The sequence below is a fragment of the Streptomyces sp. NPDC090088 genome, assembly GCF_044747345.1.
Taxonomy (GTDB): Bacteria; Actinomycetota; Actinomycetes; order Streptomycetales; family Streptomycetaceae; genus Streptomyces.
Genome location: NZ_JBIVDZ010000002.1, coordinates 960,429 through 982,791, shown reverse-complemented (window position 1 = coordinate 982,791; position 22,363 = coordinate 960,429). Strand labels below are relative to the sequence as shown.

General features: G+C 73.1%; 18 protein-coding genes. 9 read left to right on the top strand and 9 right to left on the bottom strand.

The genetic code is table 11. The features are described 5' to 3' along the window. Nucleotides 1-132: 132 nt before the first annotated feature. The 8 genes from def to ACIPSJ_RS13125 form a co-directional block, all read right to left on the bottom strand. Nucleotides 133-783, bottom strand: coding sequence for a peptide deformylase (gene def, locus ACIPSJ_RS13160; protein ID WP_359220191.1), 651 nt, complete (start codon nt 781-783; stop codon nt 133-135). A gap of 152 nt (nt 784-935) precedes the next feature. After that, the gene (locus tag ACIPSJ_RS13155; protein ID WP_355715948.1) at nt 936-1,916 is read right to left on the bottom strand and encodes a hypothetical protein; all 981 of its coding nucleotides are present in this window, start codon (nt 1,914-1,916) and stop codon (nt 936-938) included. Nucleotides 1,917-2,030: 114 nt separating this feature from the next. Then, nucleotides 2,031-3,278: an HD-GYP domain-containing protein gene (locus ACIPSJ_RS13150; RefSeq protein WP_401346242.1), complete on the bottom strand. Its 1,248-nt coding sequence runs from the start codon at nt 3,276-3,278 to the stop codon at nt 2,031-2,033. Between the two features lie 310 nt (nt 3,279-3,588). Further along, nucleotides 3,589-4,905, bottom strand: coding sequence for an HD-GYP domain-containing protein (locus ACIPSJ_RS13145; protein WP_401345561.1), 1,317 nt, complete (start codon nt 4,903-4,905; stop codon nt 3,589-3,591). Between the two features lie 122 nt (nt 4,906-5,027). Further along, nucleotides 5,028-5,342, bottom strand: a complete 315-nt coding sequence (gene rsrA / locus ACIPSJ_RS13140; RefSeq protein WP_359220186.1) for a mycothiol system anti-sigma-R factor — start codon at nt 5,340-5,342, stop codon at nt 5,028-5,030. Beyond that, on the bottom strand, nt 5,339-6,019 hold the full coding sequence (gene sigR / locus ACIPSJ_RS13135) for an RNA polymerase sigma factor SigR (protein ID WP_355715890.1): 681 nt from the start codon (nt 6,017-6,019) through the stop codon (nt 5,339-5,341). Before sigR ends, rsrA begins: the two co-directional genes overlap by 4 nt. Nucleotides 6,020-6,275: 256 nt before the next feature. Continuing rightward, complete coding sequence (locus tag ACIPSJ_RS13130) at nt 6,276-6,908, bottom strand: alpha/beta family hydrolase (protein ID WP_359220183.1); 633 nt, start codon at nt 6,906-6,908, stop codon at nt 6,276-6,278. Nucleotides 6,909-6,934: 26 nt separating this feature from the next. Beyond that, nucleotides 6,935-7,750, bottom strand: coding sequence for an SOS response-associated peptidase (locus ACIPSJ_RS13125; protein WP_401345558.1), 816 nt, complete (start codon nt 7,748-7,750; stop codon nt 6,935-6,937). Nucleotides 7,751-7,991: 241 nt separating this feature from the next. On the opposite strand from ACIPSJ_RS13125, the gene ACIPSJ_RS13120 reads away from it, so the two are divergent. From ACIPSJ_RS13120 to ACIPSJ_RS13080, 9 genes are all read left to right on the top strand, one after another. After that, nucleotides 7,992-8,501 carry a hypothetical protein gene (locus ACIPSJ_RS13120; RefSeq protein WP_401345556.1) on the top strand — a complete coding sequence of 170 codons (510 nt, stop codon included), beginning with the start codon at nt 7,992-7,994 and terminating at the stop codon, nt 8,499-8,501. A 131-nt stretch (nt 8,502-8,632) separates the two neighbouring features. Beyond that, a complete protein-coding gene (locus tag ACIPSJ_RS13115; RefSeq protein ID WP_401345554.1) occupies nt 8,633-10,132 on the top strand; it encodes an ABC1 kinase family protein in 1,500 nt (499 codons plus the stop codon). A 158-nt stretch (nt 10,133-10,290) separates the two neighbouring features. Further along, nucleotides 10,291-10,995 carry a thioesterase II family protein gene (locus tag ACIPSJ_RS13110; protein ID WP_401345552.1) on the top strand — a complete coding sequence of 235 codons (705 nt, stop codon included), beginning with the start codon at nt 10,291-10,293 and terminating at the stop codon, nt 10,993-10,995. Further along, nucleotides 10,989-11,810, top strand: coding sequence for a class I SAM-dependent methyltransferase (locus tag ACIPSJ_RS13105; RefSeq protein WP_401345550.1), 822 nt, complete (start codon nt 10,989-10,991; stop codon nt 11,808-11,810). Before ACIPSJ_RS13110 ends, ACIPSJ_RS13105 begins: the two co-directional genes overlap by 7 nt. Further along, the gene (locus ACIPSJ_RS13100; RefSeq protein ID WP_401345548.1) at nt 11,807-17,692 is read left to right on the top strand and encodes an amino acid adenylation domain-containing protein; all 5,886 of its coding nucleotides are present in this window, start codon (nt 11,807-11,809) and stop codon (nt 17,690-17,692) included. The genes ACIPSJ_RS13105 and ACIPSJ_RS13100 overlap by 4 nt, the downstream gene beginning before the upstream one ends. Nucleotides 17,693-17,828: 136 nt before the next feature. Beyond that, complete coding sequence (locus ACIPSJ_RS13095) at nt 17,829-18,542, top strand: M50 family metallopeptidase (protein WP_355715871.1); 714 nt, start codon at nt 17,829-17,831, stop codon at nt 18,540-18,542. A 145-nt stretch (nt 18,543-18,687) separates the two neighbouring features. Next, a complete protein-coding gene (aroA, locus tag ACIPSJ_RS13090; RefSeq protein WP_359220164.1) occupies nt 18,688-20,040 on the top strand; it encodes a 3-phosphoshikimate 1-carboxyvinyltransferase in 1,353 nt (450 codons plus the stop codon). A 12-nt stretch (nt 20,041-20,052) separates the two neighbouring features. Beyond that, nucleotides 20,053-21,063, top strand: a complete 1,011-nt coding sequence (gene rsgA / locus ACIPSJ_RS13085; RefSeq protein WP_359220161.1) for a ribosome small subunit-dependent GTPase A — start codon at nt 20,053-20,055, stop codon at nt 21,061-21,063. 76 nt (nt 21,064-21,139) lie between these two features. After that, a complete protein-coding gene (locus ACIPSJ_RS13080; protein WP_355715863.1) occupies nt 21,140-21,463 on the top strand; it encodes a multidrug efflux SMR transporter in 324 nt (107 codons plus the stop codon). A gap of 106 nt (nt 21,464-21,569) precedes the next feature. Here ACIPSJ_RS13080 and ACIPSJ_RS13075 read toward each other — a convergent pair whose 3' ends face one another. After that, nucleotides 21,570-22,172 (bottom strand): TetR/AcrR family transcriptional regulator, encoded by a 603-nt coding sequence (locus ACIPSJ_RS13075; RefSeq protein ID WP_401345545.1) that lies wholly within the window; start codon nt 22,170-22,172, stop codon nt 21,570-21,572. Nucleotides 22,173-22,363 lie beyond the last annotated feature (191 nt).

Genomic DNA, 22,363 nt, shown 5'->3' with positions numbered 1-22,363 from the left:
GTGACTGGTTAAGGATCGCTAGGGGCGCACAAAGGATCGAATGTGCGACGCACAGACGAGCGAGTCTGACCGAACATGACGAACGCCTGGTCGGAACAGTCCCGACCAGGCGTCACATCTGCCCTGCGTGTCTCAGTCGTTGGCGACCACGGGGTAGCGTGGCTCGTTCTCGGCCATCTGCCGCAGCGCGTCCTTGCGCTCGCGCTTGGAGAGCCGGTCGATGTACAGGTAGCCGTACAGGTGATCCGTCTCGTGCTGCAAACACCGAGCGAAGTAGCCCGTGCCGCGCACCTTGATCGGGTTGCCCTTCTCGTCCTGACCGGTGACCTCGGCGTAGTCGGGGCGCGCGAGCGGCGCGTACGCGGTCGGCACCGACAGGCACCCCTCGTTGCTGTCGTCCAGCCGCCGCTTCTCGGCCGGCAGGTCGACGAGCTTCGGGTTGCACACCACACCCACGTGCCGGGCGCCCTCGTCGTCCTGGCAGTCGTAGACGAAGACCTTCAGGTCGACACCGATCTGGTTGGCGGCCAGGCCCACGCCCTCGGCGGTCCGCTGGCTGGCGAACATGTCGGCGACCAGCTGCTCCAGCTCCGCCCCGAACTCGGTGACGTCCTTGCACTCCTTGTGCAGCACCGGGTTCCCGACGACGGTGATGGGCCGCGAGGTCCCCCGCTCACGCCAGGCGTTCTCGCGCTCCTCGGTCCCCTCGGTGTCGACGACGAACCCCTCGTCGTCCACGGGGAGCACGCCCGCGTGCTGCTGATCGGTGTCCTGCTGCGCCATGACCGACGAAAGCCTTCCTAGGTAAAACGGGGGGGGAGATGTTGCAGGTACAGGGTACGTGGATGCTTTTAGGTGCGCGGGGCTGTGCCCGATATGCGGCTCCGCCGCGTGGGCACGATCAGCCCCCACTCAGCCGCACACGAAACACGGCCTCAGCACACCTCTTCCAAATCCCGCCAATCCCTGGAATCAGGGCTGTCGGCAACCCACCCGTCCAGCAGCCCCCGAACCAGCGAAGCCGGCGCAGCCACCCCGCACTCCCGCTCAGGCACCCACAACTGCCCGTCCGTCCGATGCCCGAGCGGCCCCGGATGCCCCGGCTCACTGTGGTCATGGGGATCGAGGTGGACCCCGTCACCCTCGTCGGACGGCATCCGCGACTCGGAACACATCCGGCACAGCAACCGCACCGACGACGACCAGTCCTCCGCCGCGAACCCGGCGTCCCCCGCCAGCTGCTCCAGCGCGTCCCGGTCGGCCTCCGTCGCCGCCTCCAGCAGCACCACCCAGGTCGGCACCGGCGACGGCGCCCACAGCTCGATCTCGTCGAAGACGGGGTACGCGTGCCCGGTCGCCGTGGTCCGCTCGCCGTGCGGCACACCGTCGTGCAGGACGACCTCGCCCCAGCGCCGCCCCGACGAGGGCAGCGGAATGGACTGCACCTCGATGCGGGCGGGGTCCAGCCGCCGCCCCCACACCACCTCGGCCTCTCCCTCCGGGGAGAGCCGTACGGCGGCGCTGCCGAGGTCCATCCCGGTCGGCTCCGCGGCCGCGGTGGACCCACCGGGCACCCGCAGCCCGTACGCCTGCCAGGCCCGCCGGGCCAGCGGCCAGTCCTGCAGCGCGGTCGCCGCGATGCCCACGTTCCACCAGTCGGGCGCCCCGGTCTCCCGGTCGAGGAGGGCGACCGCCCGCAGCCCCGCGGCCCGGGCCTGCTCCCAGTCGTGCCGGAACTTGTGCAGCAGGGCGAGGTTGAACCAGGACTCGGACAGCCAGGGTTCCAGATCGGCGGCGCGTGTCAGCAGCTCGCCCGCGTCCTCGTACCGGCCGTCGCCGATCAGCGTGAAGGCGCGATCGGTGGCCTGCCGCCAGGAGGCGGAGGGCCGGTGCCGTCCCTTGCCGAAGATCCTCACGATTCCCGCCTGCCAGTTCCAGTTCCGCACAGTGGGCTGGCTTGTGCCCCCGGACATCACCCTCTCCCTCGCATCCAACCACGTACGACGGGAGGGCCGCTCATTACCCATGGGTTACCCAGCCGCGCGCAGGGTCAGACAGTCTCTGGAGAGCACGCGGGCCAGGGCCTCCACGACCTCGGGAGCGTAGTCCCCCGCGGTGGCCAGGCGTAACTCCTCCAACGCGGTCAACGGCCCGCCGGGCCCGGAATCCCGGGCCTTCTCCTCGTACGCGTTGACGACCCGCACGATCCGCGCGGCGACCGGCTGTTCCCGGTAGGGGTCGGCCTGCCGCTCCACGACCACGGCGACCGCACCGGCCACCCCGGTCTGCCGTACGACCGCCCCGCCGAGCAGCGCTATCCGCCGCTGTTCCGCCGCCGGCAGTACGGCGGTGGCCCCGGCCGGTACCGGGTCGACCAGGCTCAGCTGGCCGATGTCGTGCATCAGCGCCGCGTACTCCAGCACGGTGAGCTCCGCTCCGGTCAGCCCCAGGTCCCGCCCGACGGCCTGGCTGAGCGTGGCGACCCGGCGGGCGTGGCCGGCCGGGGTGTACCCCGCTATCTCGGTGGCGCGGGCGAGGGAGGCGATGGTCTGCCGGTAGGTGGCCCGGACGGCCGCGTACCGGCGCAGGGACAGCTGGGTGAGGAGGAGGGGCAGACAGAAGACGGGCAGCGCCCACAGCCCGACGACGGCGACGGCCAGCGCCATCACCGCGCCGGTGGCGCAGACGGCGGACCCGATGCCGAGCAGCCCGCGCAGCTCGTCCCGCAGCCGCGGCCCGAACGGCCATCCGGCCCGGGAGTGCGCCTGGGCCGCCGCCAGCACGGCGTCGCACAGCGCGGTGAGCACCAGCAGCGCGACCAGCAGCAGCGCGTACGCCGGTCCGCCCCACTGCTCCAACACGCCCCTGCTGTAGAGGGGTTGGAAGCAGATCGCGGCGAAGCCGACGGTGAGGACCCGGCGGGCCAGGTGGTCGAGGGTGGGCCGGCGGCCGGCGGCGATGTGCGGGACGTTGCCGAGCAGCGAGGCGGCGCCGACGACGGCGACCACCTGGAAGGCCCCGTCGTGCGTGGCGATCCCGGCGTCGGCGCCGAGCAGGGCGTACGCGAGCCCTCCGGCGGCCCCGAGCGGGGCGGCCTCCCGCACGTCGGCGCCGGTCCAGCGGGCGAACTCGCCGACCACGACGAGAACCCCGAAGGCGAGGGCGATCCCCCGGTTGCCGAGGCCTTCCCAGAGGGTGCCGGCGAGGCAGCCGAGGGCGAGCAGAAGGGCGGCGAGACGGATGAGCGAAAGAGTGCGGGGCAGCCCCCGTCCGGACACCGGCGACGGGCCCGCGCCGGGCCGGTGGGCCGGAAGCCCAGCGGCCACAGTCTCGGCACCACTCACCGGAACCCCCTCCCAACACCCCACCACACGCTGCCCACTCGGCCGGAGACCAGGAGGCCGACGGTCGACTCGACGGCGCTCACCGGAACCCCTTCCCGACGCCCAGCCGCCCGCTGCCCACCCGGCCGGTGGCCGGGAGGCCGGTGGTCGGGGCGGCGGCGCTCACCGGGGCCCCTCCCAACGCCCAGCCACACGCTGCCCACTCGGCCGGAGACCAGGGCGCCGGTGGTCGGGGCGGCGGCGCTCATCGGGCCGCCCGACCGGCGCTCTGCCGCTCGCTGCCCGGAAGGTCCGGGGCCGGGGGGCCGGGCGGGGAGTCGGCGGTGACCGTGGGGTGCCAGCCGTCCCTGGCGAGGGCGCGCACCAGTGCTTCGACGACCCCGGCGTCGAACTGGCGGCCGGCGCAGCGTCGTAACTCCGCCAGCGCGGTGTCCACCGGACGGGCGCGGCTGTAGGAGCGGGTGGAGGTCATCGCGTCGAAGGCGTCGGCGACGGCCACCACGCGGGCGGACTCCGGGATCTGGGCGCCGGCCAGGCCGTAGGGGTAGCCGCTGCCGTCGATGCGCTCGTGGTGGTGGAGGATCGCGGCGCGGGCCTCGCCGAGGAAGGAGATCCCGCGCACCATCTCGTGGCCGTACTCGGGGTGCAGCTCGATGATCCGCCGTTCCTCCGGGGTGAGCGGTCCGTCCTTGCGGAGCAGCCGGGTGGGGACGCCCAGTTTCCCGACGTCGTGCAGGATCCCGGCGAAGCGGAGCACCTCGACCCGCTCGTCGTCCATGCCGAGTTCGCGGGCGATCAGCACGGAGGCCTGGCCGACCCGCTCGCTGTGGCCCCGGGTGTAGCCGTCCTTGATGTCGACGGCCTGGACGAGCGCGCGGATGGTGGCCTGGTGGGCGGCCCGTTCCCGGTGGTACTGCGCGAACACCCACCAGGACACGCACATCGGCAGCAGGACCAGGAGGGCCGCGACGGGGCCGTAGGGGCTGCGCCAGAGCACGGCCATCATCAGCCCGGCGAGCCCGTGCACCCCGATCGGCGCGAGGGAGCGGGCGAGCAGGCCGCGCCAGGCCCGCCGTACCGGAACCCGGTCGGCGACCGCCAGGATCCCGCCGTCCAGCAGGGCCAGCACCCCGCAGAAGGCCAGGACGGCCGCGGCGCAGGGCAGCAGCGCGTACGGGAAGTCGCAGCCCACGACGGCGTCCCGCCCGCCCAGCGCCCAGTGCACACTGCCGGCGCCCCACACGGCGAGGGCCAGCTCGGCGGCCCGCCACACCCGGCGCAGCGCCCGGGGCCGCTGGTCGACGTGCGAGAGCAGCGCGCCCGGCAGCGGGACGAGCGCGGCGGCGGGCGGCGGCAGCAGGAAGGCACCGGCGAGCAGCACGGGGTAGAAGGTGCCGCCGAGCCGGCGCCGTACGACGTGCTCGCAGCCCGCGTACACCGCGGCGAGCAGGGCGACGGCCCACCAGGGCGTACGGAGGCCGGGCAGCGGCAGCAGACAGCACAGGGCGCCGAGGACGACACAGGACACGTAGGCGCGCACCCGTGCCGGAACCGCCTCCATCGCGCCCTCCCCCCGACCATGCCTGTCCAGGCTCCGGAGCCTAGGGCGGGAGCCGGCGGGTCCGGGGGCTTATGACCGGAGGATTAGCACGTTCGGGTGACGGGGCGCGCGAAGCGGAGCGCTCAGCTCTCCTGCGGGGTGACCGGGGCGGCCGCGGTCACGTCGTGCTCGGGGACGGTCTGGCCGGACCGGATCAGGTCCAGCCGACCCAGCACCTTGGCCCGCAGGTCGCTCGGTACGTCGTCATGGCCGCAGCACCGCTTGACCAGCTTCTTCACGGCCTGCTCCAGCCCGTACTTCTCCAGGCAGGGGGAGCACTCGTCGAAGTGCTGCTTGAACTTGACGCGATCGACGTCCGGCATCTCACTGTCGAGGAACTCGTACAGATGATCGAGTACCTCACTGCAGTCCGTCTCGTGCGGCTCTCCGCAGCTCATGAGCCCGAGCCTTTCGCTTCGTTCGACTCTCCGGCGCCGGCCGGGACGAGCCCGCGCTCACGCGCGTAGTCCTCCAGCATGCCGCGGAGTTGGCGGCGGCCCCGGTGCAGCCGGGACATCACCGTACCGATGGGTGTCCCCATGATGTCCGCGATCTCCTTGTACGCAAAGCCCTCTACGTCGGCGAGGTAGACGGCGATGCGGAATTCCTCGGGGATCGCCTGCAGCGCTTCCTTCACGTCCGAGTCGGGCAGGTGGTCGAGCGCCTGCGACTCCGCGGAGCGCAGACCCGTCGACATGTGCGACTCGGCGCGGGCGAGCTGCCAGTCCTCGATCTCCTCGGCCGCGGAGCGCTGGGGCTCGCGCTGCTTCTTGCGGTACGAGTTGATGAAGGTGTTGGTGAGAATGCGGTAGAGCCACGCCTTGAGGTTGGTTCCCTCGCGGAACTGGTGGAAGGACGCGTACGCCTTGGCGTAGGTCTCCTGCACCAGGTCCTCGGCGTCGGCCGGGTTGCGTGTCATGCGCAGCGCGGCCGAGTACATCTGGTCGAGGAATTCGAGCGCGTCCCGCTCGAAGCGCGCGGTGCGCTCCGCAGACGACTCCGCGCCCACGCCCTGGCCCTCGGGCTCCGCCTGGCCGTTGTCGGTCCCTGCGTCGGTACCGGTGACCGGACCCACCTCCTCAAGATCCCGGGCAGGACCGAAACCGATCCCACTCGAATCGGAGGATAGAACACGACCCGTGCCTGCCGCCGCTCGAATAGGAGCGGTCTTCGCCGCACGCAGCACCGACCAGTCCAGGTCAGCACGGCTGTCGCGGCTCGGGCAGATGGTCGAACCCATGCGGCGGACTTCCTCTCGTACGGCGTCGGCGCTGGTGTTCCAGCACTTCTGTCCGCCTCAACAGTGGTCGGCCACCCAACATTCCCGGGCGTTACCCGAGTGACACGGTCCACTCGACGACCGCCCGCGTGATGATCGCCACTGCCTCCTCCTGCCCCAGGTCTGCCCTTTTGGGCACCGCGAAGCCGTGGTCGCCGTACGCCACCTCGACCAGCGTGTAGTCCCCCTCCGGGAACTCGGCCGGCTTCCCGAACGGGTCGTTGCCGCCCTGCACGACGAGCGTGGGCACCCCGGCCCCCAGCAGCTCCTCGGCCCGCGACTTCTCCGGCCTGCCCGGCGGGTGCAGCGGGAAGCTGAGGGCGAGCACGGCGGCCGCGCCCAGCTCGGTGGCGGTGCGGCAGGCGACGCGGGCGCCCGCGCTGCGGCCGCCGGAGACCACCGGCAGCCCGGGCGCGGCGAGCGCGGGCCACACGCCCCGCCAGCCCGTGTCGAGGGTCTTCGGGGCGGGCGCGAGCTTCTTGCCGGCGACCCGCCAGGGCTGCTCCACCAGAGCGACCGTCACGCCGTGCTCCGGCAGCACCGCGGCGATCGCCCGCAGGTCCCGCGCCTCGATCCCGCCGCCCGCCCCATGGCTCACGGCGAGCACCAGCCGCGCCCGCTCCGCCTCGTACCAGGTGATGCGGGCGTCCCCCGCCTCCGTACCGACGATCTTCGATGTGGTCACGCCAGAAGGCTAGCCAGGCCGGGAGCTCAGAACAGCGTGCCCTCCTCGGGCCCCTCCAGCTCCTTCAGCAGTTCGGGGCCGTTGTTGCGGACGTTGCTGACGGCCGTGGCGACCGGGTAGGCGCGCATGAGGCCCTCCGGCGGCGGGGCGAGCAGCGGGCGCAGGTCCTCGGCGTCGGTGCGCGCCGGGTCCAGCCAGGCGTCCCAGCGGTCGGGCGTCAGCATCAGCGGCATCCGGGGGTGGATGTCCGCCAGCGTGCGCGGCCCCTCGGCCGGTGCCACCGCCAGCGGCGAGGTCTCCGCCTCCGTGGTGATCACGGAGCAGGTCGCCCACCAGGCCAGCGGGTGGTCGTCGGGCAGCGTGCGGTCCCGCCAGAACTCGTACAGCCCCGCCATGGCGAACACGGACCCGTCGGCGGGCAGCACGAAGTACGGCTGCTTGCGCGGCCGCTTCTTCCTGCCCTCGACCTCCAGGTCCCGCTCGTCCTTCGCGGTGACCCACTCGTAGTAGCCGTCGGCGGGGACGATGCACCGGCGGGTCGCGAAGGCACGGCGGTACGACGGCTTCTCGTGCACGGTCTCGGCCCGCGCGTTGATCATCCGGGCGGCGCCCTCGGGCGACTTGGCCCAGGAGGGCACAAGGCCCCACTTGAGCCTGCGCAGTTGGCGGACGGGCCGCTTGTCGTCCGAGTCCTTCAGGGGCCGGTCCAGGACCACGTAGACCTCTTTGGTGGGGGCCACGTTGTAGTCCGGCTCCAGGGTCTCCTCGGGCTCCCACTTCTCGACCTCGAAGATCCCGGCCAGATCCCCGGGCCCGCGACTCGCCGCGTACCGTCCGCACATCTTCACAACCCTACATTTCACTCCCAGGGCTGAAGCCCGGACGGCGGAAACCGCGTCCGGCGGCCCGGAGCCGGGCACACACGTCTGGCATATCCGCTGGTCCGTCACCCGTGCCATTAGGCAGATGAGGCAAACATCCGCAAGTAGTGCAAAATTCTATTACTTCTCTCCTTCCAGGTGACTTGCTAGATTTTTGAGCGCTTCGGAGGCATTTTCCCGAGATTCACCAGGAAGGACCCCTGTGGGAACCATCGACACCATCAAGGACTTCTACGGCGATGTCGCCGACGACTGGAAGAAGGCCTGGGACGACCTGCTCGACCGGGACGACGATGACGATCTGCCCTTCGGACTGCCGGCGCACGCCTTAGCGGCCATGCCCGGAGACACGCTGCGCACGCTCACGGCCATGTCCCTGCTCCAGGACGACGACAAGAAGAAGAACAACAAGAACAAGAACCGCAACCTCGCGGCCCTGGCCCTGCTGTCCGGCGGAGCGGGCGGGCTCGGCGGAGCGGGCGGGCTCGGTGCCGTCGGCGCCCAGGCGGCCGGTGAGGCGACCCAGCAACTCGGAGCGATCCCGCAGCAGTTGGGCGCGCTCCCCCAGCAGCTGGCGGCGCTGCCGCAGCAGATCCAGCAACTGACCGATGTGGTCGGCCTGCTGATGGAGGCGCTGAAGACGGTGGAGCCGCTGCTCGGCGCGGCCGGAGCGATCGGGGCGGTCACCAAGAGCGTGCCCAGGAAGTCGTAGCGCCGGAGGCCGTAGCGCCGCAGGCCGTAGCGCCGCTCCGGCTCCCGGACCCCGCACGCCCCGCCCGTCCGCGTACCGCGGCGGACCCGCACTCCGTCGCGGTGCGCGCGCCACCGGAAGGAACCCCGTCCATGGCCCCGCGCACCGGCAGCCGGATGCGGACGGTAGCCGCCGTACTGAAACAGGTCCTCGGCGAGACGAGAGCGGCTCCGCCGTCCGACGCCCCGGACGAGCGGGAGCGGCGGCGGGCCCGGGCCGTGCGCGGCGCCCTGGAGAGCCTCGGGCCCTTCTACGTGAAGATCGGCCAGATGCTCTCCACCCGGCCCGACATGGTCTCCCCGATCATGATCGAGGAGTTGCAGAACCTCCACGACGAGGTGGACGTCCAGCCGTTCTCCGAGCTCGAACCCGTACTGGAGCAGAACCTCGGGCCGGACTGGAAGCGGTACTTCGACGACATCGATGTCGAACGCCCGCTCGGCGCCGCCTCCCTCGCCCAGGTGCACCGGGTCACCCTGGCCGACGGCCGGCCCGGGGTGATCAAGGTGCAGCGGCCCGGCATCCGGGAGACCGTGCTGGCGGACATGGCGCTGCTGCGCCGAGCCGCGCGGCTGACCGCCCGGGTGGCCCCGAGGTTCAGCGCGGTGGTGGATGTCGAGTCCATGCTCGGCGGGGTCTTCGACGCCATGGAGCCCGAGCTCGACTTCACCAAGGAGGCGGCGAACATGGACCGGGCGCGCGAGGCGCTGCGCGGCTTCTCGCGGCTGTCCGTGCCGAACGTGCTGGCCGCCACCGAGGGTGTCCTGGTCCAGTCGATGGCCCCCGGCGTCTCCGTGCGCAAGGCGGACCCGGCCGCCCTGCGCGACCGCGACCGGCTCGCCGTCAGCCGCGAGCTGATCGCGTTCATGTACCGCAGCTACTTCATCGAGCGCATCTACCACGCCGATCCGCACGCCGGGAACGTCTTCGTGACCGAGGACGGGGAGGCCACGCTGATCGACTGGGGCATGATCGGCCGGATCGACCAGCGCACCAGCATGCGGCTGCTGCTGGTGCTGATGGCCGTCGCCCAGAACGACGGGCACGGCCTGGCCAAGGCCTGGGTGGAGATGGGCCGCACCACACCGTGGTCGGACATCCCCGGCTTCTCCCAGGACATGGCGGCGCTCGTGCCGAAGATCGCGACGGCGTCCCTGGCGGAGCTGAACTTCGGTATCACGCTGACCAGCGTCCTGGAGAAGTCCACCCGCCGGTCCATCGCCTCCTGCCCGGCGGTCTCGCTCCTCGGCAAGTCCTTCGCCAACCTGGAGGGCTCGGTGCGCTGTCTGGCACCCGAGCTGGCGCTGGTGGACGTCTTCCAGCGCGAGGTCCCCCGGATCGTCCTGCACATGGTGCGCGAGACCGCGTCCCCGCAGCAGTCGGCCCGGCGGCTCCTGGAGGCCACCCTCACCCAGGCCGGCGCCTCCGAACAACTCCGCGCGCTCAACGACGACATCGCCGACCGCAGCCTGCGGGTGCAGTTCAGCGAGGTCGCGCCGACCCGTTCCCAGGGCGGCAGAACCGGCCCGAACGTGGCGCTCGCCCTCGGTGCCCTCGCGCTCTATCTGGACCACCGGCGGCGCCGGGCGTGACCGCCCGCCGCCGTCGCCCCTGTCCATTTCATTCCATTCCACTCCATTCCATTCCATCCGTTTCGTGTGACGTGACCCGTCACCCGTGAACCGAAGGTCTCTGTCTGCCCGTGTGTGTCACAACAGCACCCTCGTGGTTCCCGCACGCCCTGCCCGGCGTGTCCCGTCCCCGTGTCCGGCTCTTCTGCATTCCCCACGGCGGCGCCGGCGGCTCGGTGTTCCGGCCCTGGCAGCGACTGCTCGGTCCCGGCACCGAGGTCGTCCCCGTCCAGCTGCCCGGCCGTGAGGTCCGGATGACGGAGCCCGCCGAGACGTCGGTCGTCCGGCTCGCGCGGCGCCTCGCGGGCCCCCTCGCCCGCCGGGCCGAAGGGCTCCCGTACGTCCTGTTCGGCCACAGCATGGGCGCGCTGCTCGCCTATGAACTCGGCCTGGCCCTGCAGGACTCCGCCCGTCCGCCCGCCGCACTGGTCGTCTCCGGCAGCGTGCCGCCCCACATCCCGCGCTCCACCCCCGCCCTGCACCCGCTGCCCGACCCGGAGTTCGCGGCCGGACTCCGGGAACTCGGCGGCATCCCACCGGAGTTGCTGGCCGACGAGGAGTGGTGCGCGCTCTTCCTGCCGGCGTTGCGGGCCGACTTCGAGGCCGCCGAGACCTACCGGACCCGTGCCGTCCTGCGCCCCGGCGTCCCGCTGATCGCCCTGGGCGGGGCCGACGACCCCGCCGCCACCCCCGCCGAGGTCGAGCGCTGGCGCGACCTGGGCACCGACGTCACCGTCCGGGTCTTCCCCGGCGACCACTTCTTCGTCTTCGCCTCGGCCGCACAGGTCCTGGCCTTCCTGACCACCGAGGGGCCGGCGTGGTAGGCACGGGCGGGCAGGGCCGGTACGGCGTCGACGCGCCCGGCTGGCTGCTCGGGCTCGGCGGCTCGGTCGTGCTGCCGCTGGTCGCGGTCGCCGCGGGGGCGCCCCGGTGGCTGCTGCGCATCCCGGCGGTGACCGCCGCCCCGGCCGGGCTGTTCCTGCACGCCAGCGTGCGCGGCAAGTTCCTGGTCTGGGAGGAGCTGCTCGACGGGCTCCGGCTGCGCGGCGACGAACAGGTCCTGGACCTGGGCTGCGGGCGCGGCGCGGTACTGACCGCGGTGGCCCGGCGGGTGCCCGGCGGACGGGTGACCGGGGTCGACCTGTGGCGCTCCGTCGACCAGTCCGGCAACCACGCCGCGACCACCCTGGACAACGCCGGCCGGGAACGGGTCGCCGACCGGATCGACCTGGTCACCGCGGACATGCGGCGACTCCCCTTCGAGGACGGCCGGTTCGACCTCGTGGTGTCCAGCATGGCGCTGCACAACATCACCGACGCGCGGGGCCGTTCGGAGGCGGTGCGCGAGGCGTACCGGGTGCTGCGGCCGGGCGGGCGGCTGCTCCTCGTCGACATCTTCCACACCGGCCAGTACCGCGACCTGCTGCTCACCGCCGGCGCGCGGGACGTGACCTTGGCCGACGTCGGCCACCGCATGTGGTGGAGCGGGCCGTGGGTGCCGACGCGGTGGGTGCGGGCGGAGAAACCCGGGGTCCCGGGAGAGCCCGACCCGACGGAAGCACCCCCCTCGGTACCCCCTTCGTCGACACCCCCTTCGTCGACACCCCCTTCGTCGACCGAAACCGGAGGAACAGCGTGACCACCTCTCTCCAGACCACCCCGCGCACCCTCGTCGACCTGCTGCGTACCCGCGCGGCGCGGCAGCCCGACCGGCAGGCGTACGTCTTCCTCGACAGCCACGGCGCGGAGGAATCCGCCCTCACCTACGCCGAGTTGGACCGCCATGCCCGCCGGGTGGCGGTGGCCTTACGGACCCACTGCGCCCCCGGCGACCGGGTACTGATCCTGCGGCCACCGGGCACCGCGTACCTGACCGCGTTCTTCGGCTGCCTGTACGCGGGGACGGTGGCCGTACCGTCGTATCCGCCGCACGCCCGCAACGCGGCGCGGCTGCGGGCGATCGTCGCGGACGCGGCGCCCGCAGCCGTGCTCGCCGGCGACCGGGCCGCGGCCACCGCCCGGCAGCACCTGGCCGAACTCCAGGGCATCCCCTGGCTGACGGACGAAGGCCTGACCGACGACGGCCTGACCGACGGCGGCCCGGCCGCCGGCCCCGACGCGTGGACGGACCCGGGCGCCGACCGGGACGGCCTCGCCTTCCTGCAGTACACCTCGGGCAGCACCGCCGTGCCCAAGGGCGTGATGGTCACCCACGGCAATCTGCTGCACAACTCCGCGCAGATCCAGCGGCGGCTGCGGACCACGGAGGACTCCCGCCTGGTCAGCTGGCTGCCGCCGTTCCACGACATGGGGCTGATCGGCGGCATCCTCCAGCCGCTGTTCGGCGGCTTCCCCGGGGTGCTGATGGCGCCGGGCACCTTCGTCCTGGACCCCGTGCAGTGGCTGCGCGCGGTCTCGGGGTACGGCGCCACCCTGTCCGCCGTACCGCCGTTCGCCCTGGACCTGTGCGTCGAGCGGGTCGACCCCGCCGCCCACCCGCCGCTCGACCTGGCCTGCCTGGAGAGCGTGGTCGTCGGCGCGGAGCCGGTGCCGGCCGCGACGCTGGACCGGTTCGCCGGTCACTTCGCCCCCTGGGGGATGCGGCGGGAGGCGCTGCGGCCCAGCTTCGGGCTGGCGGAGGCCACGCTGATGGTGTCCTGCGGGAACCGGCTCGCCGAAGGGGCCGCGGTCACCCTGGACGCCGCCGCGCTGGAGGCGCACCGGGTACTGCCCGGCGGTGCCGGTCAGCGCCGGACGGTCGTCGGGTGCGGCGGTGCCGTCGACGGGCAGCGGCTGCTCGTCGTCGACCCGGCGGACGGGAGCCCGCTCCGGCCCGGCGAGGTCGGGGAGATCTGGGTCGGCGGCCCGAACGTGGCGCGGGGGTACTGGAACCGGCCCGAGGAGAGCGCGGCCGTCTTCGGGGCCGTAACAACGGGCGGCGAGGGTCCCTTCCTGCGCACCGGCGACCTCGGATTCCTGCGTGACGGCGAGCTGTTCGTGACCGGGCGCAGCAAGGACCTGATCATCGTGCGCGGCCGCAACCTCTATCCGCAGGACATCGAGCGCTGCGCGGAGGGCGCCCACCCGGCGCTGCGGGCCCATGGCTCGGCGGCGCTCGGGACCGACACGGGCGACGGGGTGGAGCGGCTGGTCGTGGTCGCCGAGGTGCGGCGCGGTGCGGACGTGCCGCCGGTGGCCGAGGTGGCGGCCGCCGTCGGCCGGGCGGTCACCGCGGAGTTCGACGTCCGGCTGCACCGGCTCGTCCTGGTCCGCGCCTCGACCGTGCCGAAGACCTCCAGCGGCAAGATCCAGCGCCGCGCGACCCGGGCGGCGCTCGGCGCGGGGGCGCTGAGCGTGGTGGCCGAGTGGACCGAGGGACCGTCCGGGACGGAATCCGCCCTGGCGGGCCCCGCCCTGGAGGAGCACCTCACCGGGCTCGTCGCCTCCCTCGCCCCCGGCGGGTCCGGGCGGCGCCCCGGCCGCGACGAATCACTGCCGGGCCTCGGCCTGGACTCGCTGGCCATGCTCCGGCTCGCCGGACTGATCGAGCGCGACCTCGGGGTGTCCCTGCCCGAGGACACGCTCTACGACGCCCCGACCGTCGCCGCGCTCGCCGCTGCCGTGGGCGCACTCCCGAGGTCGGCGTCCGCCGGGGCGCCCCCGGCGCCGGACGACCCGCACGCCCCCTTCCCGCAGACCGACACCCAGCAGGCCTACTGCCTCGGCCGCACCGGCACCTTCGAGCTGGGCAACGTCTCCACGCACGTGTACGTCGAGTTCGACGCCCCCGATCTCGACCTGCCGCGCTTCGAGCAGGCCTGGCGGCGGGTGATCGACCGGCACCCCATGCTGCGGGCGGTCATGCTGCCCGACAGCAACGAGCAGCGGATCCTGCCCGAGGTGCCGCCGTACGAGATCCGGGTGACCGATCTGCGCGGACACGAGAAGGACGCGGCCGGGGCCGAGCTGGCCGCGGTCCGGGAACGGCTCTCGCACGAGGTGCGGCCCGCCGGGCAGTGGCCGCTGTTCGAGGTGACCGCGACCCGGCTGGACGACGGGCTGCGGATCCATCTCAGCGTGGACTCGCTGATCGCCGACTTCTCCTCCGGACGGCTGCTCTTCGACGACCTGTCCCGCTTCTACTGCGAGCCCGACCTGCGGCTTCCGGCGCCCGCGAGGTCGTTCCGCGACCATGTGCACGCCGAGATCGCACGCCGGGACCTGCCCGAGTACCGGCGCGCGTACGACTACTGGTGGCGCCGGCTGCCGGAGCTGCCCCCGGCGCCGCAGCTGCCGTCCCGGTCCGTGCCGGCCGGCGTGCCGCGGTTCACCCGCCGGGACACCGTGCTGTCCGCCGCGACCTGGCGCGGCCTCAAGGAGCGGGCGGCGCGGGCCGGGCTGACCCCGAGCGCCCTGCTGCTCGCGGTCTACGCGGAGGTGCTGGCCGTCTGGAGCAACAGCCGCCACTTCACGCTGAACGTGCCGCGCCTGACCCGGCCGGTGCGCGACCCGTCGTACGACGAGGTGCTCGGCCAGTTCGCCTCCTTCACGCTCCTGGAGGTCGACCACCGCGACGCCGGGACCTTCCTGGAGCGGGCCCGGGCGGTGCAGCACCGGCTCCGGGACGATCTGCGGCACGCTGCCGTCAGCGGGGTGGAGGTGCTGCGCGAGCTGATGCGGCTACAGGGCGGCTACGACCGGGCGCTGATGCCGGTGGTGATGACCAGCAACCTCGCCTTCGCCGCCGCCGAACGGACTCCGCTGGAGCGGCTGCTCACCCCGGTGTTCACCATCTCCCAGACCCCGCAGGTCACCCTGGACTGCCAGGCCCATGAGCAGGACGGGGCGCTGCTGCTGAACTGGGACTCGGTGGACGCGCTCTTCCCGGACGGCCTGGTCGACGCCATGTTCGACGCCCAGACGGCCCTGCTGCACCGGCTCGCCACCGACGAGGACACCTGGTCGCACCCCGCGCCGGTCGGCCTGACCGAGCACTCCGGCGCCGGCCCCGAGCGTCCCGTCCCCGCCCTCCAGGTGCAGCAGCTGTTCGAACGGCAGGCCGCGCTCCGCCCCGACGCCCCCGCGGTGATCGCCCCGGACCGGACCCTGTCGTACGCCCGGCTCGCCGAGGAGTCCCGGCAGGTGGCCCGCTGGCTGCGCGCCCACGGCGCCCGGCCCGGCCGGCTCGTCGCCATCGTCATGGAGAAGGGCTGGGAGCAGGTCGTCGCGGCCTACGGCGTGCTGTTCTCCGGCGCCGCCTATCTGCCCATCGACCCCGAACTGCCCGCCGGGCGCGTGCGGCACCTGCTCGACCGGGGCGAGGTGGGCCTCGTCCTCACCCAGTCGCACCTGGAGGTCCTCCTGGAGGTGCCGCTGGACGGGCGCCCGCGGCTGTGCGTCGACCGCCCGGTACCGGCCGTCGCCGACGCCACCCCGCTCCCCGCGCCCGGCAGCCCGGACGACCTCGTCTACACGATGTTCACCTCCGGCTCCACGGGCGAGCCGAAGGGCGTGATGGTCCCGCACCGGGCGCTGGTCAACTGCCTGGTCCAGACGATCGAGACGTACGGGGTCGACGCGGGCGACCGCTGCCTCGCCGTCACGGCGCTCCACCACGACCTGTCGGCCTTCGACCTCTTCGGGCTGCTCGGCGCGGGCGGCAGCGTGGTCGTCCCGGCCGCCGCCGACCGCCGTGACCCGGCGCACTGGGCGGAACTGGTCGCCCGCCACCGGGTCACGCTGTGGAACTCGGTGCCGGCGATGATGGAGATGCTCCTGGAGAGCGGGGCCCGGCCCGCCTCCCTCCGGCTGGTGATCCTCGGCGGCGACTGGATCCCGCTGCCCGTGCCGGGCCGGCTGCGGGAACTGGTGCCGGGCGTCTCGGTGGTCTCCATCGGCGGCCCGACCGAGACCACGGTGTGGAGCATCTGGTACCCGGTCACCGGCCTCGACCCGGAGTGGCGGAGCATCCCGTACGGCACCCCGATCGCCAACGTCCGCTACCACGTCCTCGACGACCGGCTGCGGGACTGCCCGGACTGGGTGACCGGCGAGATGTACGTCTCCGGGATCTGCCTGGCCGACGGCTACTGGCGCGATCCCGAGCGCACCGACGCGGTGTTCGTGGCGCACCCGGGGACCGGGGAGCGGATGTACCGCACCGGGGACCTGGGGCGGTGGCGTCCGGACGGCACCCTGGAGTTCATGGGCCGGGCCGACTTCCAGGTGCAGATCCGCGGCCAGCGCGTCGAGCCCGGCGAGATCGAGTCGGCGCTGCTCGCCCATCCCGAGGTCGCCTCGGCCGTCGTCACGGCCACCTCCCGGGAGGGCCGCCCCGGCCATGACGGCCTGGTCGCATATGTCGTCCCCGGCGAGCGCACCGACCCGGCCGCCTTCGAGGCCGGGCGCCGCGCCGGTATCGAGGTGCTCGACCCGCTCGCCCGGGCCGAGTTCAAACTGGCCCGGCACGGGCTGCGCCGGGAGCCCGGCCGGCCCCGGGTGCCGCTGCCCCGGGTCCCCGCCGGAGCGTCCCGCAGGCGCAGCGACCGGGCCTTCCTCGACGAACCCGTCGCCCTCGACGAACTGGCCGCCTGCCTGGGCCTGTTGGGGCAGGACGAGGTGGACGGGCTGGCCAAGTGCCGCTATCCGTCCGCCGGGGGCCTGTATCCCGTCCAGACGTATCTGCACGTGAAGGCCGGGGCGGTGGCCGGACTGGCGCCCGGCGCGTACTACGCCGACCCGGTGCGCGACGCCCTCGTGCTGCTCGGCGAGGACGTGACGATCGACGCCGGGGCGCACGCCGGGCACAACCGCGCCGTCGTCGACGCGGCCGGGTTCACCCTGTTCCTGGTGGCCGACCTGGCCGCGATCGAGCCGCTGTACGGTTCCCTCGCCCGCGACCTGTGCCTGCTGGAGGCCGGGTACATGGGGCAGCTCCTGATGGACTGGGCGGCCGGCACCGACGTGGGCCTGTGCCCCATCGGCGAACTCGACTTCGACCCGCTCAAGCCGCTGTTCGCGCTCGGCGACCGCCACCTGCTGGCACACGCCCTGGTGGGCGGCCGGGTGGACCGTACGGCCGCTCCCGGGTCCGCCCAGCCGGCGCCCCTCACCGACCGGCTCCGCGACTGGCTCCGCGAGCGGCTCCCCGCCCACCTGGTCCCCGAGCACGTCCTGGCTCTGGACAGCTGGCCGCTCAGCGCCAACGGCAAGGTCGACCGGCGCCGGCTGCCTGCCCCCCGGCAGGGCGACCAGGCCACCGGCTACGTCGCCCCGCGCACCGCCACCGAGCACCAGCTGGCCACCCTGTGGAGCGAGGTCCTGGACGTGCCCCGGGTGGGTGTCCAGGACAACTTCTTCGACCTAGGCGGACACTCCCTGGCCGCGACCCGGCTGATCGCCCGGATCCGCGACCGCTTCCAGATCTCGATCAGCCTGCGCGAGATCTTCACCACCCGCACGGTCGCCGACCTGGCGACGGCGGTGGACCGGCGCAGGGGGGAGGCGCCCGGCGCGGTCTGACGTCCCCTGCACATGGTGTCCGGGTGTCCGGGTGTCCGGGGACGTTCCCCCTCTCCTGGCCGTTGACCTGCCGTCCACACATACATACGTGTCACACTGCCGACTTCGGTACGAGGAGAGGGAACGACCGGACACCATGGACACCAGCACAGCGAGCTCTCTCTGGGACGAGCTGACCGGCACCCAGCCCGACCCGGACCTGTGGGTGGTGATCGCGACGCTCGCCGCCGCGGCCGCCGTGGTCGTCCCGCACAGCCTCTGGCGGATATCCCGCAACGCCATCACGATCGCCCACGAGGGCGGCCACGGCCTGGTCGCCCTCCTCACCGGCCGCCAGCTCACCGGCATCCGCCTGCACTCCGACACCAGCGGCCTGACCGTCAGCCGCGGCAAGCCGCACGGCATCGGCATGATCCTCACCGCCGCGGCCGGCTACACGGCCCCGCCCCTCCTCGGCCTCGGCGGCGCGGCCCTCCTCGGCGGGGGCCGCATCACCCTCCTCCTGTGGGCCGCCACCGCGCTCCTCCTCGTCATGCTGGTCATGATCCGCAACGCCTACGGCGTCCTCACGGTCTTCCTCACCGGCGGCGCCTTCCTCCTGGTGTCCTGGCTGGCGGGCCCCCAGGTGCAGGCCGCCTTCGCGTACGCGGTGGTGTGGTTCCTGCTGCTGGGAGGCGTACGTCCGGCGTTCGAGCTGCAGGCGAAGCGGTCGAGGGGCGGCGCCGGCGACTCCGACGCCGACCAGCTCTCCCGCCTCACCCATCTACCGGCGGCCGTCTGGCTGTTCCTGTTCCACGTGGTGTCGCTGTGCTCGCTGATCGGCGGGGGGCGCTGGCTGCTGGACATGTGACCAGCACATCGCAGCCGACGACACAACAGGCGCCCCCAAAGGGGCGCGGGGAACTGCGCGACCAGCCCCCACGGCGCCGCGCCCACCCACCGGACAGCCCCACCGCCACCGCACCCTCACCCCGGCCGCGCACTAAAGTGACCCCATGGCCGCAAACCCCACCGCACCAACCGCCCTCTGGCCCGCACCCCACGCGCGCGGAGCCGTCGACGCGACGGTTCACGTGCCGGGGTCCAAGTCGGTCACCAACCGCGCCCTGGTCCTCGCCGCCCTCGCCTCCGAACCCGGCTGGCTGCGCCGCCCCCTCCGCTCCCGCGACACCCTGCTGATGGCCGGCGCCCTGCGCGCGATGGGCGTCGGCATCGAGGAGACGGTGTCCTCCAGCTCCTCCGTCGCGGGCGGCCCCGACGGCTCCGGCGAGGCCTGGCGGGTGATCCCGGCAGGGCTCCGCGGCCCCGCCACCGTCGACGTCGGCAACGCCGGCACGGTGATGCGGTTCCTGCCTCCCGTCGCCACCCTCGCCTCCGGCGACATCCGCTTCGACGGCGACCCCCGCTCCTACGAGCGCCCCCTGCACGGCGTGATCGACGCCCTGCGCACCCTCGGCGCACGGATCGACGACGACGGCCGGGGCGCGCTCCCCCTGACCGTGCACGGCGGCGGCGCCCTGGACGGCGGCCCGGTCTCGATCGACGCCTCGTCCTCCTCCCAGTTCGTGTCGGCCCTGCTCCTCTCCGGCCCCCGCTTCAACCAGGGCGTGGAGGTCCGCCACATCGGCGCGAGCCTCCCGTCCCTCCCCCACATCCGGATGACCGTCGACATGCTGCGCGCGGTCGGCGCCCAGGTGGACACCCCGGAGTCGGGCGGCGAGCCCAACGTCTGGCGGGTCACCCCGGGCGCCCTGCTCGGCCGTGACCTGACCGTCGAGCCGGACCTCTCCAACGCCCAGCCGTTCCTCGCCGCCGCCCTCGTCACCGGCGGCAAGGTGCTGATCCCGGACTGGCCGTCCCGGACCACCCAGCCGGGCGACCGGCTGCGGGAGATCTTCACCGAGATGGGCGGCTCCTGCGAACTGACCGAGTTCGGCCTGGAGTTCACCGGCTCCGGCCGGATCCACGGCATCGACGTCGACCTCGGCGACGTCGGCGAGCTGACCCCCGGCATCGCCGCGGTCGCCGCCCTCGCCGACTCCCCCTCCACCCTCCGGGGCGTGTCCCATCTCCGCCTCCACGAGACGGACCGGCTGGCCGCGCTCACCAAGGAGATCAACGAGCTCGGCGGCGACGTCACCGAGACCACCGACGGCCTGCACATCCGCCCGCGCCCGCTGCACGGCGGGACCTTCCACACCTACGAGGACCACCGCATGGCCACCGCGGGCGCGATCATCGGCCTGGCCGTGCCGGACGTACGGATCGAGAACGTGGCGACGACGGCGAAGACCCTGCCGGACTTCCCCGACCTGTGGACCGGGATGCTCGGGAGCGACGGGGCATAGGGGCGTACGACCATGCGCCGCTACGGCAAGCACACCGACGAGGACGACATCCGCAGCCGCCCCAACCGCAAGGGCACCCGGCCTCGTACGAACATCCGCCCCGCCCACGAGGACGCGGCCGAGGGCATGGTCCTCACCGTCGACCGGGGCCGGCTGACCTGCCTCGTCGAGGACCGTACGATCCTGGCGATGAAGGCCCGTGAACTGGGCCGCAAGGCGGCGGTGGTCGGCGACCGGGTCGCCCTCGTCGGCGACCTGTCCGGCAAGAAGGACACCCTCGCCCGCATCGTCCGCATCGAGGACCGCGGCTCGGTGCTGCGCCGCACCGCCGACGACGACGACCCGTTCGAGCGGGTGGTCGTCGCCAACGCCGACCAGCTGGCGATCGTCACCGCCCTGGCCGACCCCGAGCCCCGCCCCCGGCTCATCGACCGCTGTCTGGTCGCGGCCTACGACGGCGGCCTCACCCCGCTCCTGGTCATGACCAAGTCGGACCTGGCCCCGCCGGACAAGCTCCTGGAGCTCTACGGCGACCTGGAGATCCCCTACGTGGTCACGAGCCGCGAGGAGCTGGAGACGGGGGACGCGGCCGCACGCGTCCGGGACCACCTCGACGGCAAGATCACGGCGTTCGTCGGCCACTCCGGGGTGGGCAAGACGACGCTGGTCAACGCCCTGGTCCCCGAGGACCGCCGCCGTTCGACCGGTCATGTCAACGCGGTCACCGGCCGGGGCCGCCACACCACGACCTCCGCCCTGGCCCTGCCGCTCTCCGACGACGGGGGCTGGGTCGTCGACACCCCGGGCGTCCGTTCCTTCGGCCTCGCCCACATCGATCCGTCCCGCGTGATCCACGCCTTCCCCGACCTGGAACCCGGCACCGTCGACTGCCCGCGCGCGTGCAGCCACGACGAGCCGGACTGCGCGCTGGACGCATGGGTCGCCGAGGGCCACGCGGACCCCGCCCGCCTCTACTCCCTGCGCCGTCTGCTGGCTACCCGGGAACGCAAGGAAGGCGACTGACCACCGCAGTGTTTGTCATGCCCCGACTTCGGTAAGTGCATAATCGCACCGAGCTGGACATACGGGAGGACAGCACATGGCGTGGCTGCTGGTGATCGTCGCCGGGATCCTGGAAACAGGTTTCGCCGTATGCCTCAAGCTCTCCCACGGCTTCACCCGCCTGTGGCCCACCATCGCCTTCGCCTCCTTCGCCCTGGGCAGCTTCGGCCTCCTCACCCTGTCCCTGAAGAAGCTCGACGTGGGCCCGGCCTACGCGGTCTGGACCGGCATCGGCGCGGCCGGCACCGCGATCTACGGCATGATCTTCCTCGGCGACCTCGTCTCCACCCTCAAGATCGTCTCCATCAGCCTGGTGATCGTCGGCGTGATCGGCCTCCAACTCTCAGGCTCCTCCCACTGAAACGCGCCCCCAAAGGGGCGCGGGGCTGCATCAGCTATGCGGCTCCGCCGCGCGGGCGCGAGAAGCCCCACCCACCCGCAGCCGACACACAACCCACCACCCCCTCTCACACCGGCTGCCGCGACAGCACCCCCCGCACCAGCTCCCCCACCCCGCCCTCCCCCGGCGGCGCGGCCACACACGACAACGCGATCCGCACCACCAGCTCACAAGACCGGGTCAGCTCACCGTCCGCCCTCAGGGCCCCCGGCCCACCGAGCACCGCCACCGCCCGGTCCCGCACGATCTGCACGAAGTCCCCGGGCGACGGCAACGGCCCGTCCGCCCTCCGCTGCGCCGGCACCGCCGAGGACGACGGCACCGCGGACAGCGTCGGCGTGGGCAACCGCTCGCTCCAGCACCCCGTGAGCATCGCCCGTACCAGCGCGTTGTCCCGAGCGGCCAGCGCCATCCACTCGGCCGTCGCCGTCAGGCGTTCCCGTACCTCGGCATGGCTGCCCAGCGCCCGCTCGACCCCCGCGAGATACCCGTCGGCCTCTCTGCGCACCAGCGCCCGCGCGAGGCCTTCCTTGCTGCCGAACTCGTTGTACAGCGTCTGCCGGGACACCCCGGCCGCCGCCGCCACGTCCACCATCCGCACCGCGGCCCACGGCCGGCGCGCGAGCGCCGTGTACGCGGCTTCCAGCAGGGATTCCCGAGCTGCAGGCATCATCGCCTCCTGGGGCGAGCGACTCTGCGCCCAGATTTGACGCGCACGAATCCACTGTCAAGGGTTCGCGAAGGCACCGGGGGGCGCCCTTCGGCCAACACACGCGGGCGCACCGAGATCACCGCCCGGTCACCACCCGGCATCCCCCTGGCATCCCCGGCGTCCCTGTGTAGCCGCGCGCCCACCCCGGC